Annotated in this window: 11 protein-coding genes; 3 read left to right on the forward strand and 8 right to left on the reverse strand. The window is 45.6% G+C overall.

Annotated features, from left to right (window positions below):
- Positions 1-14: 14 nt before the first annotated feature.
- The 3 genes from M1L23_RS04640 to msrB all read right to left on the reverse strand — a co-directional run bounded on the left by M1L23_RS04640 (position 15) and on the right by msrB (position 3,217).
- Positions 15-1,142, reverse strand: coding sequence for a M14 family metallopeptidase (locus M1L23_RS04640; protein WP_252625948.1), 1,128 nt, complete (start codon positions 1,140-1,142; stop codon positions 15-17).
- 65 nt (positions 1,143-1,207) lie between these two features.
- Positions 1,208-2,656, reverse strand: coding sequence for a glyceraldehyde-3-phosphate dehydrogenase (locus M1L23_RS04645; protein ID WP_252625949.1), 1,449 nt, complete (start codon positions 2,654-2,656; stop codon positions 1,208-1,210).
- Positions 2,657-2,818: 162 nt separating this feature from the next.
- Entirely contained in the window at positions 2,819-3,217 is a 399-nt protein-coding gene (gene msrB / locus M1L23_RS04650; RefSeq protein WP_252625950.1) for a peptide-methionine (R)-S-oxide reductase MsrB, read from the reverse strand.
- Between the two features lie 101 nt (positions 3,218-3,318).
- On the opposite strand from msrB, the gene pyk reads away from it, so the two are divergent.
- The gene (gene pyk, locus M1L23_RS04655; protein WP_252625951.1) at positions 3,319-4,755 is read left to right on the forward strand and encodes a pyruvate kinase; all 1,437 of its coding nucleotides are present in this window, start codon (positions 3,319-3,321) and stop codon (positions 4,753-4,755) included.
- 6 nt (positions 4,756-4,761) lie between these two features.
- Here the strand turns inward: pyk and M1L23_RS04660 are convergent, their stop codons facing one another.
- Complete coding sequence (locus M1L23_RS04660) at positions 4,762-5,592, reverse strand: LytR/AlgR family response regulator transcription factor (protein ID WP_252625952.1); 831 nt, start codon at positions 5,590-5,592, stop codon at positions 4,762-4,764.
- Between the two features lie 2 nt (positions 5,593-5,594).
- Positions 5,595-6,662: a sensor histidine kinase gene (locus M1L23_RS04665; RefSeq protein WP_252625953.1), complete on the reverse strand. Its 1,068-nt coding sequence runs from the start codon at positions 6,660-6,662 to the stop codon at positions 5,595-5,597.
- Between the two features lie 139 nt (positions 6,663-6,801).
- Between M1L23_RS04665 and M1L23_RS04670 the strand changes: the two genes are divergently transcribed.
- Complete coding sequence (locus M1L23_RS04670) at positions 6,802-8,619, forward strand: M61 family metallopeptidase (protein WP_252625954.1); 1,818 nt, start codon at positions 6,802-6,804, stop codon at positions 8,617-8,619.
- 2 nt (positions 8,620-8,621) lie between these two features.
- Here the strand turns inward: M1L23_RS04670 and M1L23_RS04675 are convergent, their stop codons facing one another.
- Positions 8,622-9,461 carry a M23 family metallopeptidase gene (locus M1L23_RS04675; RefSeq protein ID WP_252625955.1) on the reverse strand — a complete coding sequence of 280 codons (840 nt, stop codon included), beginning with the start codon at positions 9,459-9,461 and terminating at the stop codon, positions 8,622-8,624.
- 57 nt (positions 9,462-9,518) lie between these two features.
- Positions 9,519-10,202: a LysE family translocator gene (locus M1L23_RS04680; RefSeq protein ID WP_252625956.1), complete on the reverse strand. Its 684-nt coding sequence runs from the start codon at positions 10,200-10,202 to the stop codon at positions 9,519-9,521.
- Between the two features lie 170 nt (positions 10,203-10,372).
- On the opposite strand from M1L23_RS04680, the gene M1L23_RS04685 reads away from it, so the two are divergent.
- Entirely contained in the window at positions 10,373-11,275 is a 903-nt protein-coding gene (locus tag M1L23_RS04685) for a LysR family transcriptional regulator (protein ID WP_252625957.1), read from the forward strand.
- A gap of 539 nt (positions 11,276-11,814) precedes the next feature.
- Here M1L23_RS04685 and M1L23_RS04690 read toward each other — a convergent pair.
- Positions 11,815-13,401: a sensor domain-containing diguanylate cyclase gene (locus tag M1L23_RS04690; protein ID WP_252625958.1), complete on the reverse strand. Its 1,587-nt coding sequence runs from the start codon at positions 13,399-13,401 to the stop codon at positions 11,815-11,817.
- Positions 13,402-13,514: the final 113 nt, after the last annotated feature.

Below are 13,514 nucleotides of genomic sequence, written 5' to 3' on the forward strand. Positions count from 1 at the left end.
AACTGAATAACCGATTAGAGCTGTTCAATCACCGCGTGTATAGCACGTAAGGTGTCGCGACCAAATTGGCTTGACCGTAAGTCGTTCCAACCCGTGTACGGCGCAGGTAAGTCGTCGTTGTCTTTAAATGGCATTTCTATAGTGAAAGACAAACATTTAAAGCGCTCGCCTACCGCAGTTGACGCTACCGTTAAGTTCGCAGTGCCCGGTGCGTCTAAGTCGTAACCGTGCTTTACCTGAAATTCTGGTGTAGCGCGCAAGTAAGCTTCACGGAAAGCATTTTCTAAATTCTTATGGCGCTCGTCGTAAGAAGGAATACCTTCACACCCTGCCACAAAATTATACGGAATAGCTTCGTCGCCGTGTACGTCTAAGAAACAGTCAACGCCCACTTCTTGCATTTTATTCAGAACATGAAACACTTCTGGGCTTTTTTCTAGTGAAGGGTTGGCCCATTCGCGGTTTAGGTTTACGCCTGCTGCGTTAGTACGTAAATGCCCACGTACGCTACCGTCTGGGTTCATGTTTGGCACAATATAAAACACTGACTTTTCAAGTAGTTCGCGGCTAATTGGCTCGTCTTCATTTAATAAGTGCTCAAGTAAACCTTCTACAAACCATTCAGCCATACTTTCGCCTGGATGTTGGCGGGCTGTAATCCAAATATTTTTCTTCCCTTCGGCAGGCTCGCCAACCATAAGCATGGTTATTTCGCGGCCGTCGATAGTTTCACCTAAATGAACTTGGCTAACCCAAGCCGACTGCTGCGCCCACTGCAATAAGTCGAGGTGACGGTCCCAGCTGTAAGGCACGAAGTAGGCAAAATACATACTTTCTTGCTCTGGGGTTACGCTTATAACTAGGTTTTGGCCATCGAATTCTGTAGGCACGCGAAACCATTCGTCGCGATCGTACGACGCCATGGCGTGGTAGTTTTCCCAGCCTTTTGGATAGGCTGAAGAGCCAGCATTTTTAATTGTTAGCAAATGGTGTTGCTGCTGCGCACTCGTTACTAATTTAAAGTGGAACCATTGAAAAAAGTCAGATTCGTTATCTTTCTTAATATTAAGTTCTATTTGCTCTGGCGAGTCACAGCGTAAAACTTCGATGTTACCGCTGTCGAAAGCACTAGAAATATACATGATGTGTCCTTGTTTTGGAGAATACCGAGAGAAAAAAGAAGCGCCCTTAGGCGCTTCTGGTAAAACTAAAGTGGTAAGTTAGGAACGTTTAGGCCAGCCATGTCTTGAATAACACGTAGAACCTGGCAGCTGTAACCAAATTCATTGTCGTACCAAACGTAAAGTACTGCGCGGTCGCCATCGACAATAGTGGCTTGTGAGTCAACAATACCTGCATAACGGCTGCCTACTAAGTCTGAAGAAACAATTTCTGTCGACTCGGTGTAGTCAATTTGGTTTTGCAGTTCAGAGAAAAGAGCCGCTTCACGTAAAAAGTTGTTCAGTGAAACTTTGTCTGTGGCTTCATTTAAGTTTAAATTCATAATAGCCATCGACACGTTAGGTGTTGGTACACGAATAGCGTTACCCGTTAGCTTACCTGAAAGCTCTGGCAAGGCTTTCGCCACTGCTTTGGCTGCACCAGTTTCGGTTAACACCATGTTTAATGGTGCCGAACGGCCACGGCGCGGAGCGCTATGGTAGTTGTCGATTAGGTTTTGGTCGTTGGTATAGGCATGCACCGTTTCAACGTGGCCATTACGAATACCGTAGCGGTCGTTCATGGCTTTTAACACCGGGGTAATGGCATTGGTGGTGCAACTTGCCGCCGATAATATTAAATCGTCGTCGTTGATGTCTTTGTCGTTCACGCCATAAACTATATTTTTAATGTTGCCTTTACCTGGCGCGGTTAATAATACTTTTGCCGTGCCCTTCGACTTAAGGTGCAAACCTAAGCCTTCTTCGTCGCTCCAAATACCTGTGTTATCTACTACAATGGCGTCTTTTATGCCGTATTGGGTGTAGTCTACTTGGTCTGGACCATTGGAATAAATAACCTGAATTAGGGTGCCGTTGGCTTTAATGCACTTGTTTTCATGGTCAACAGTAATTGAACCGTTAAATGGACCATGAACCGAGTCGCGGCGCAACAAGCTAGCACGCTTTTCTAAATCGCCGTCGCGGCCACCGCGCACAACAATAGCGCGTAAACGTAACTTACTGTTGCGACCATTGCGCTCGATCAGTAAGCGGGCTAGTAATCGGCCAATACGGCCAAAGCCATATAACACCACGTCGCGGGGCTCTACTTCGTCGGTTAAGCCAACCGCTGACGCTAGTTCACGGCCGAGATAGTCTTCAATTGACTCGTCGCCCTGCTTGCTACGACCAGAAACATAGCCAAAGGCTAACTTACCTAGGTCGACGCGGGCATTGCTTATGTTCATTTTGGCAATTGCTTCAAGCATTGGGAAGCTTTCACGCAGGCGCAACTTTTCATTTTCATGCTGGCGAACTAAGCGATGCGCTTTAATAATATCGATCGTTGAGCCAGCCACTAAGCTGCGCCCGTAAACTACTATTTCCACACCCTTAGTGCGAAACAACTTGCCAATTAATGGCTGCATTAATTCAGCGAATTCTTGCCTTTCTTCCCAACTGTGAAGAGTGCGATCGTTTTGTACGTCAGTCATGAGTAATTAACCTTCCACGTATTTTGCAAAATCCATATTTAAAGATCGGCCTGCGATAACTTGGTAAATGTATCCAACAGTAACCGGGCGAAAAACGCACAGTATTGTAATGAAAATACCGCCTATAAGCCACTAGAACAATACAACTCCACTAATGTATTTTTATTTTTCCGTGTCAAGTTTAAATACCAAAGCCACCGAATTGATACAATAACGCTGCCCAGTAGGCTCTGGACCGTCGGCAAACACATGGCCTAAATGGCCACCACAATGGCTACATATTACTTCTGTACGCTGCATGCCATGGCTGGTGTCTTCACGGTAAGACACGTTTTTACCTGCCGCTTGCGCATAAAAACTAGGCCAGCCACAGCCCGCGTCAAACTTAGTGGTACTATCGAATAAGTGTGCTTGGCAACCAGCACAATAGTAAGCACCCGCGCGCTGCTCATTTAAAAGAGCGCCGCTAAAAGGGGCTTCTGTGCCTTGCTGGCGCAATACTCGAAACTGCTCTGGACTAAGTTGCGTCCGCCATTCGTTTTCTGACTTATTATTTCCCATCTCTTTTATCGCCTTATATATATCACTTTAAAGCTAGAACACTCATACGCTTAGTATGGTAGAATTACGCCATAATATACACCACCTGAGGACATGCAATAATGACGCTCCGCCGTACTAAAATTGTAACTACGTTAGGCCCTGCTACAGACAAACCAGGTATATTAAAAAAGCTTATTAAAGCAGGCGCCAACGTTGTGCGCCTAAACTTCTCTCATGGTGAAGCGAAAGATCATGCTCGCCGCGCCCAAGAAGTTCGCGACATTGCCAAAGAACTTGGCGTGTATGTTGGTGTTTTAGGCGACTTACAAGGGCCTAAAATACGCGTTGCACGCTTTCAAGAAAGTAAAGTTGAGCTTGAAGAAGGCCAAGAGTTTATACTTGACTCGGCCCACCCCGTTGACCAAGGCACCGTTAACATTGTTGGTTTAGACTATAAAACCTTGCCCGCTGAAGTGTCGCCTGGAGACGTTTTATTACTAGACGACGGCCGCTTACGCTTAGAAGTTCTGCATGTAAACGACACTAAAGTAACCACCAGGGTTGTTATTGGTGGCGTACTGTCGAATAACAAAGGCATTAACCGCTTAGGTGGTGGCTTAACTGCCGACGCCTTAACCGAAAAAGACTTACAAGACATTAAAACTGCCGCCGCTATACAAGTTGATTACTTGGCCGTTTCTTTTCCCCGTAGCAGCGACGACTTAAACCGTGCTCGAGCCCTACTTCGGGAAGCCGGCTGCGACGGCGCTATTTGTGCCAAAATAGAGCGCGCTGAAAGTGTTGCCTCCGACGAAGCCCTAGACGATATTATTTTAGCTTCCGATGCCGTTATGGTTGCCCGTGGCGACTTAGGCGTAGAAATTGGCGATGCCCATTTAGTGGGTAAGCAAAAGCGCATTATTGAACGTTCGCGCGAACTACAGCGAGTGGTAATTACCGCTACACAAATGATGGAGTCGATGGTTGAAAACAGTATGCCAACCCGTGCTGAAGTGATGGACGTAGCCAACGCCGTACTCGATGGTACTGATGCGGTTATGTTATCAGCCGAAACAGCTGCCGGTCGCTACCCCGTGGAAACGGTTATGGCCATGAGCGAAATTTGTATTGGTGCTGAAGAATATCCTGGCCAGCGAGTTATTAACAGCTGCGTGGGTGAAACCATTACGTCGGTGTCAGAAGCCAATGCCATGGCGGCCATGTATACAGCTAATAGCTTGGGTGCTGTGTCGGCTATTCTTGCCCTTACTGAGTCAGGCCAAACTGCACGCTTAATGTCACGTATTAATACTATTTTGCCGGTATTTGCCCTGTCGCGCCACCCTCGCACCTTAGCAAAAGCAGCGCTTTACCGTGGGGTATATCCAATTTACTTCGATTCCACCACGGAAGAAACTCAATATGCCTTGCGTACTGCCATTTCCCTATTGCAAACTCAAGGCCATGTGCGGCCAGGCGACTATGTTATTGTTACCCATGGCGACATTATGGAAACCATTGGCGCAAGTAACACCACTAAAATTATGATGGTGTAACTTGGCCTAGTTGCCTAATACCAATTGTTTAATGCGATCTTTATACGAACGGCTTACTTTTAATTCTTTGCCGTTCGTTAAAACAATATGGTACTCACCATTCTGGCGGCTACATAGCTTAGACACCTGATCAAGGTTTACAATAGCCGAGCGGTGTATACGTTGAAATAGCTTAGGATTTAATTCCTGCTCTAGCTCTTTCATAGTACGGCGTAAAATATGCGTTTCTGAGCTAGTATAAATGCACATGTAGTCGCCAGCTGCTTCAACCCATTCAATGGCATTAATAGCTACTCGAGTAATTTCACCGCCGTCTTTAATGGCAATATGCTCTGGGTAGCTACTTTCCGTACTGAGCTCGACACCTTCAGCTAAACGAATTAGTATTTCTTCACAATCGTCGCCGCTCATTTCACTTACCAGCTGAAATAGTTTTTGCTGGTGAACATTTTCTAATTCAGGCGCTGTGGTTAATGCTACTTTTTCAATGGCTTGAGCAAGCCGCTCTTCGTCAACGGGCTTTAACAAGTAATCAAGTGCGCGTACTTCAAAGGCACGAATGGCGTATTGGTCGTAGGCGGTAACAAACACCACAAATGGCATAGGGCTGCCGGCTGCTTTAATTTCTCGTAGCACGTCGAAGCCACTCCAGCCTGGCATTTGTATATCAAGAAAAACCAAGTCGGGTTGCAGGCTTTGTATAGCGGCAACGGCCTCGCGGCCACTACTGGCTTCAGCTACAACATTTATGTTTGGGAATTCTGCTAAACGAACAAGCAATCCCTTCCGGGCTAATGGCTCGTCGTCGACTATTAATGTACGTATTTGGGTTGTCATTATTACTCTGCTGGCTGCCAAGGAATCTTCAATTCTACTATGCACCCTGTTGGTGCATTAGCAGACAGATTAAATGAGTAATGCTTTCCATACAAGGCACGAAGCCGTTCTTCTGTGTTCTTCAAGCCTACACCGCGGCTGTTTGCTTGGTGCTTTTCAGCATTATAAGCTTCAGGCCCGTTATCATGAATAACGATAACCAACTGCTCTTCCACTACCTTAGCCTGCACTAAAATAACCCCTGGGGTTTCTAGCCTTGCCACTGCATATTTAATTGAATTTTCAATTAACGGCTGCAAAATCATGCTTGGCACCAGGGCCTGTTCGGCTTCCGGGCTAATGTTTACTTGCACTTGCAAGCGATCGGCAAAGCGCACTTTTTCAATATCTAAATAAAGCATCAGTGCTTCTATTTCACGCGCTAAGGTAATACGTTTGATTGGATCGTTGTCTAACGAGAAGCGTAAAAAGTCGCTTAGTTTCGAAACCATTTGGTTGGCTGTTTTGTTTTCACTGACCAATATCAAGGTTGATATAGCATTAAGCGTATTAAACAAAAAGTGCGGGTTAAGCTGGTACCGCAGCATTTTAAGCTGCGACTGGTGCGCCATAGACACGGCTTGTAAAGCTTTTTGCTTTTCGTCCTGTAGCAGCTGGTAGTACTTAATAACAAAGTACAAACCGCTCCACGACAGCATAATGTAAAACTTTGCCACGCTGTGTTGTAAATAAAATAACCAGTTGTAGGGCCGGTAACCGAACTTATATATTTCCCAATGGGTGGCGTTGTCAATTAACGCCCACAGCACCGCCGCTGTATAGGAACAGGCAAGCACCAGCACCAGCAGCAAAAGTGGCTGTGCATTCCAAATTTTCCGATAAAAGTAGCGCAGCGGTACTGTTATTAAAAAACCCGCATACGCACCCAATAAAATAATAAGCACATAAATGCTACGCATTTCTTGCATAAGCGAGCCAATGTACTGAACAAACGCATAGCCCAGCCACCCTGCAATTTGCAGAGCCCAAAACATTTTGTTTCTATCTTCTAATAATACACGCCAATTCAATGTCAATATTCCATTACATATTTTTAACAAGTGTACACGAAGCAGACTGCTGTTCTCGACCCGCTTAGTCGTTAGAACAGGTTATTCTGTCGCACACTGGGTCGTGCTATTGTATAGGCACTATTCCAAGGAGTTTGTTATGACCGTTGTTTCTAGCCTGAATAGCAATAATATTAGCTACGCTATTCATATTGCTTCGCCCCAGCACCATTACTTTGACGTTGAGCTAACCATTTTGCAGCCCAACACTACCGGCCAAGAGCTGCACTTACCCAACTGGTTACCGGGCAGCTACATGATACGTGACTTTGCCAAACACATTGTTAGCTTTGAGGCTAGCAGCAGCTGCGGTGCGCTTACCTACACTCGGCCTAGCAAAAGTAGTTGGCTACTTGAAGCGACCACTGGCCCTATTCAAGTTAAATACCGCGTGTATGCCTTCGACGATTCTATTCGCGCCGCCTACCTCGACCTGCATTACGGCTTTTTTAACACCAGTAGCCTTTGCTTAGAAGTGGTGGGCCAAAGCCATATACCCCACAACCTAACCATTGCTAGCGTAACTGATTTAGCGGTAAAGCATTGGCAGTTAGCTACCGGTATGCCCGCCGTACAAACCGACAGTAACGGTTTTGGTAGCTACCAAGCAGAAAACTATGCGGCCCTACTCGACTACCCCGTGTTAATGGGCGAATTAACCCGCATACCTTTTAAAGCCAGCGGCATACCCCACGAATTAATTTTAGTGGGTAAACACTATGCGAGTACGGCACAACTTGCTGAAGATTTAACAAAAATTTGCGAAGCTCAGCACCAATTGTTTGGTGGCGCACCTAACTTCGATCATTATCAATTTTTAACTATTGTCACCCAAAACGGTTTCGGTGGCCTTGAACACCGAAATAGCACTGCGCTTATGTGCCCTCGCAATGCGCTTGAATATGGTAGTCAGCCCGACCCTAGCGAAGCCTATACAGACTTTTTGTCGTTATGCAGCCACGAGTACTTTCACAACTGGAATATTAAGCGTTTAAAACCAAAAACTTTTTTGCCCTATCAGCTAGCACAAGAAAGTTATACGCAGCAATTGTGGTTTTACGAAGGGGTAACCTCGTTCTACGACGATTTATTTGTGTTTCGGGCAGGCTGTATAAGCAGCAAGCTGTATTTAAACCGTTTAGCCAACACCGTAAGCCGAGGCTTGCGCGGCTTAGGGCCAAGCAGACAAACATTAGTTGAGTCGAGCCTATTGGCCTGGACCACGTTTTACCAACAAAACGAAAACGCGGCCAATGCCATAGCGAACTATTACGCCAAAGGTGCCGTAGTAGCGGCCTGTTTAGACTTATTGTTACGTTCAACAAGCGACCACAAAATAAGCCTAGACACGGTTATGCAAAACGCTTGGCAGCAATATGGCCTAACCGAGCTAGGTACCAGCCAAAGCGAATTGCTTGCCCTTTGTAACCCACAAGGCAATGCGCGTGTTGCCAGCTTTTTGCACGATGCTTTGTACACCACCAAAGAGCTTCCATGGCAAGCGCTGTTTGCCGAGTTTGGTATTAAAGTGCAATGCAGTGGCTTTGATATTGTTTCCCAACAACCAACAACAACCGCAAATGAAAATAATGTTGAGCTTGGTGCAGCCTTGCAAGAAACTCCACAAGGCATGGTTGTACAACGGGTATTTGAAGGCAGTGCAGCAGCGCAGGCCGGTTTAAGTGCCCGCGACATACTGGTGGCCATTGATGGCCTGCAAGCTACCACCGCAGTAGTGAAACAAGCTGGCCAACGCTTTCAGCCTGGCGACTGTGTAAGGGTGCATTACTTTCGTGATCACTATTTGCATGCAGCAGAGCTTACTTGGCAAGCCCCAGTTATGGAAAACGTTACATTAAGCCTAGCCGACGAAAACCCCAGCTTGCCTTGGCCGCAGGCGAACACGGAAGCACTGTAGCTTTAATTTCGTGCGGGCACTAAATACTGGGGATCAAGGCGTACGCTACCCCAGTTAATGCGCCAATCTAAGTGCGGGCCAGTGGCGCGGCCCGTAGCACCCACTTCAGCAATTTTCTCACCTTGTTTTACTTCTTGGCCAACGTTCACGTTGATGGCGTGCAAATGCAAAAAGGTAGAAAAGAAGCCTAGCCCATGATCAAGAATAAGTGTGCCACCCGAAAGCACCATACTCGGATGCGCTAAACGCACTACGCCGCCTGCCGGTGCATAGACAGGAGCACCAGTAGGCGCTGCCACGTCAAGACCGTAGTGCGGCGTTCGCGGCTGGCCATTTAATATACGTTGGCTACCATATACGCCTGAAATACGCCCTTCAGCGGGCCAAATAAAACCATTGGCAAAGTCGTTACGCTGACTACGAAACTGCCGCGCATGCCATACTTCCTCATTATTTTTACGTATTTCTGCCAGCACGTCAGGATCAGGCGTTACCGTTTGTTGTGGTAAACCGTCGATACGTTGAATATCGAACGTACGGCTACCAATAGCAAAGTTTTGCTGCCAAATGTCACCATTTGGATAGGTAACCACCAACTGCGCTGGCCCTGCTTCGTCGCGGCTAAAACCAAATACAAAGTTACCCGCTTGGCTTACTAATACTGGCTCGCCGTTTAAAGTAATATTCGCTTGCGGCGCCGTACGACCAAATACAATACCGCCTTGTTCGAAGGCGCCCCGTAACGAAGGCGCGGGTATAGCCCCATGGGCAGCGTTTGCATAAACAGCAGTAAATAAGCTAAGCAAAAACAGCAGCAATGTTGTTTTTAGGGCTGTTGGCATGGCTGGGTTCTCCTCGTGTTTTTTAATGCGAACGAGTATAGCAAGTTATGTGGTCGATCAAAGCAAGCTATACCATTGCCATAGAAGGTGTGTTGCTAATAGCAGTACAATAAGGCCCATTGCCCTATCGAACCAGTAACCATAGCGTAACAGCCAATAGCGCAGCCGAGATTTACCGAGCAACAACGACAGCGACGCAAACCAAATAAAAGTAGCCACCGCTAAATAAGCTCCATAAGCCGACTTTACCAGCATTGGGGTTTGCACCGAAATTACCGAAGTGAATAAGGCCAAGAAAAACATCGTGGCTTTCATATTCAGCCCATTGGTTAAAAACCCTAGCCCGATCGCACGACGAATGCTGGGGGAGCTTTCACTATTTGCCGCTGTAGAAGGCGAACGACCGTGTTCTGGCTCTGTTTCCTTAGCAGTTTTTTTTGCTCGCAACAACATGGTGGCTAACCATAAAAAATAACCCGCTGCGGCAAGTAATAAAAATGAATACAGCATGGGTGTGGTTTTTATGACCAAAGCCAAACCAAGTACTGAATAGGTCACATGAATAAGAATACCCAATGCAATACCTAAACTTATCCACACCCCAACCCTAGCACCAAACCGCACGCTATAACGGCTTACCACCGCAAAGTCGGGTCCTGGGCTTACGACAGCAAATAAATGGGCAATAGCAAGGGCAATAAATTCAAGCCAATAGGGCGAGTTGAACAATGTTTGTAGCACCGAGCTGGCTCCTTAAACTTTATTGTATATGCCTTGCTAGGCTTTAGGCATGTTCGTTATAGTGCCGAATACGTTTACATAATACATTTACATAAAGTAATGCTAGCATAATTTATTGTGTTTCAATGGCTGCACCAGCCACAACGCAATAGAGTATAAAGGGTAACAGCATGAGTAAAAATGAGTTTCCTTCACTAAATGCCTTACGGGTGTTCGAAGCTGTTGCCCGCCTGCATAGTTTTAAAAACGCAGCGGCCGAGCTAGGCGTTACTCAGTCGGCGGTAAGCCGCCAACTAACTACCCTTGAGCAGCAATTAGGGGTAAAACTTATTCAGCGCGACAATCGCATGCATGCCTTAACCACCGCTGGCCAAGTATTAGCCCCAGAACTGCACCGTGTGTTTCGTCAGCTTGAGCGCATTGTTACCTACACCATAAACGAAGGCGACCAAGCCCGGCGCATTATTACCATTGGTATTAGCCATGAAATTTACACCCAGTGGCTAGCACCTGCATTAGACGAGTTTAAACAGCTTTACCCACATTTAGAACTACGCTTTGTGCAATTGCCAGAGTATATGGATCGCAGCAACGAAGACACCCTTACCAGCCAACTACTACGCAATGAAATAGACGTACTGCTGGTGTTCGGTAAAAGCGCACAGAAAAGCTTACTTAGCCAAGTATTACTTAGCCTACCCTTGCAGCTTTATACCGCCGCTGCCAACGGCACAGTAAGTACACCCGCCAAGGAATTCATTCGTATTGACCATCAAACACTACCTAATCAGCTTAGTAGCCAGTTGAAACAGTTCAGTGCATTACAACTAGAGCGCCAAACCAGCGCCCAGAGCAGCTTAATGGCCGCCACCCTAGTGCCAGTGCAAAACGCTGCGGTAATCCTGCCTGTGCTTTACCAGCAGCTTGCTGAAGCCAATCAACTGCAATGCCATGGCAACATTGATAGTAACCAGGAATTAGCGGTTATTATTCGTAAAGAAGATGATCGCGAACTAGGTATGGTGGCTTTGCTGCAGTGGCTTGAGTACCGAGCAAAGCGCTTTAAATACTAGCCCCTAGCAGGCGCAAAATACCCAGCAGCCGGATTTGGCTCGACCATGGAGCAATGGGCTGCAGGTGAAAGCCCAGTGTATTTAAACTCGAATAGTAATGGTGACTCGAAGCACAACATAAAGCACACCATTGAGCACAACTACCGCTACACGCTAGATTATGATTTAGGCGCACTATTTTTCGAACTGGAATTTACCACCTCAATGGCGCCAAGCTGCCTACTACTGAGCCATTTAAACAACAATTACGCTATTTGGCCATTCACTACCCAGAGTTTATCGACTCTGGCTCTCCCTTACACATTCCACTGCACTCTTAGTTTCTAATTCGTTTTAAATATAACTAATAACCGGCGAAAACAGCGGCGGCTGCGCCGCTTTGTCTATAACCCGAGGAGCCTTTGCAAGCAATAAACCGAAGCAAGAAAATACCGAGGCAGAAAACAAAGACTGCATGTCCGAGTTAGATCAGAAGCTAGACGACATTCTTCATGATTCGCCTGATTTTTCAGCTGAGGACTTTCATGATGAGGAAGTGCCTAGTTAGCAAAACTGTATCTGTTTTTACCGCCTCGTTTACTTTCATACATAGCCTTATCGGCTAGGTTAAGTAATTCATCGGCGGTAAAAGCATGATCAGGCCAAATACTTATACCAATGCTAGCCCCCACAGTAACGGTTTTATCGCCTGATAAGGAAATACTATGCTTAATTGTTTCAAGAATTTTTTTTGCGACGAATTCCACATCTCGCTCAGAGCCTATACGAGACAGGATAACCACAAACTCATCACCACCTAAACGCCCAACCGTGTCATTCTCACGAACCACTCCTAGCAAGCGCTTCCCTATTATTTTCAATACCTTATCACCACTTTCGTGGCCACAAGTGTCATTCACCAATTTAAAACCATCTAAATCGATAAAAAGCACAGCTGTATTATGTCGTTCATTCATTTCTTCATGAATAGCCTGATTTAAGTGCTCCCATAACATGCCGCGGTTCGGTAAGCCGGTTAAGCGATCTTTGTAGGCCATTAACTGCAGTTGAGCTTTTTCAATTTCACGTTCAGTAACATCAAGGCCTGCGATAAAAAACACATCACCATAAATAGCGATAGAGGTTTCAAAGGAAAGATAGGTTGCATTTTTACTGCGAAAACGAATAAGCCTTGTAATGTTGGCTTTATCTTTGGTTAATGACTTCAAAGTGGCGCGAAACTCTTCGCGCTCATCTGGATGAATATACTCGATTAAAGTACTTTCCATTAGTTCCTGATATGTATATCCCAAAGCGTTCTGAAAGGCTGGGTTAACCTCTTTGAACGCTCCTTTAATATCAGTAAGAACAATGATACTTGGTGTTAGCTCAACAAATTTCGATAATTTATCGCTCAACCCTTTAGCAAAACGTTCAGCACTTTTTGTTTCTTTATAAGAAATGCGACGCGTATGCTGAGTCCAAAAAAGCAACGTAGCCAATGCAAAGTACAGCACTATAAAAATAACTATTAGAAATAAAATTTCTTTGAAAATAAGCTGAGTAAGTACACTGTAACTTCTTCCCACAGCCAAAACCAAAGGATTACTCATCATAAATGTGTCTGGAATTATCGTTCGAACAGAAACAAGAGATTCTTGTTGGTTCGCTGTTACAGCTGACTTATAAAATGATTCGGTTTGACCACTACTTCTATGTTTGCTGAATAAGCTACCTGGTACATTAAGGTTTTGACCAGTAGGTGTGGAGTCACCAAGTGCTTCCCAAACAAATAACATTCCTTGCCCATGTGCTAAAGAAGCCCAAGACTGTGACGTTGGACGCAGCGAACTGATCAATTGGCTATATTCCACGGAGTTAAGAAGAATAAGAATAAGGCCGTTAAACTTGCCTTCAGCATTGGTGATAACTTTTGCAAAAGGCAGCAGCCAGTCGCCAAACACTCCTGTAAATGGCGAACTTACGTAAAGCATATCTGCATCGGGCGCTGCTGCAACTTCTTTAAAATACTCACGGTACGCAAAAGATTGACCTACCAACACAGCATTACTAGAGTATATCGCCGTTCCACTGGCATCTAATATTGTAATAGCCTGAACATGCTGCATTGCGTTGGCTAAACCCATAAGCCGCTCTTGATAAAATACTTGAGAGTTATTGAATGTTTTTTTATTTGCAGCAAATGAAGATCGAATATTAGTAAGTGTGGTGTTTATATTTTGTAGTTGTTTGCCAATAA

Source organism: Aliidiomarina quisquiliarum (genome assembly GCF_023922585.1).
Lineage (GTDB): Bacteria > Pseudomonadota > Gammaproteobacteria > Enterobacterales > Alteromonadaceae > Aliidiomarina > Aliidiomarina quisquiliarum.

Coding starts and splice junctions, on each gene's coding strand:
- M1L23_RS04685 (WP_252625957.1), top strand. CDS start 10,373: ATGAGTAAAAATGAGTTTCCTTCACTAAATGCCTTACGGGTGTTCGAA.
- M1L23_RS04645 (WP_252625949.1), bottom strand. CDS start 2,656: ATGACTGACGTACAAAACGATCGCACTCTTCACAGTTGGGAAGAAAGG.
- M1L23_RS04660 (WP_252625952.1), bottom strand. CDS start 5,592: ATGACAACCCAAATACGTACATTAATAGTCGACGACGAGCCATTAGCC.
- M1L23_RS04670 (WP_252625954.1), top strand. CDS start 6,802: ATGACCGTTGTTTCTAGCCTGAATAGCAATAATATTAGCTACGCTATT.
- M1L23_RS04675 (WP_252625955.1), bottom strand. CDS start 9,461: ATGCCAACAGCCCTAAAAACAACATTGCTGCTGTTTTTGCTTAGCTTA.
- M1L23_RS04640 (WP_252625948.1), bottom strand. CDS start 1,142: ATGTATATTTCTAGTGCTTTCGACAGCGGTAACATCGAAGTTTTACGC.
- msrB (WP_252625950.1), bottom strand. CDS start 3,217: ATGGGAAATAATAAGTCAGAAAACGAATGGCGGACGCAACTTAGTCCA.
- M1L23_RS04690 (WP_252625958.1), bottom strand. CDS start 13,401: ATGGGTTTAGCCAACGCAATGCAGCATGTTCAGGCTATTACAATATTA.
- pyk (WP_252625951.1), top strand. CDS start 3,319: ATGACGCTCCGCCGTACTAAAATTGTAACTACGTTAGGCCCTGCTACA.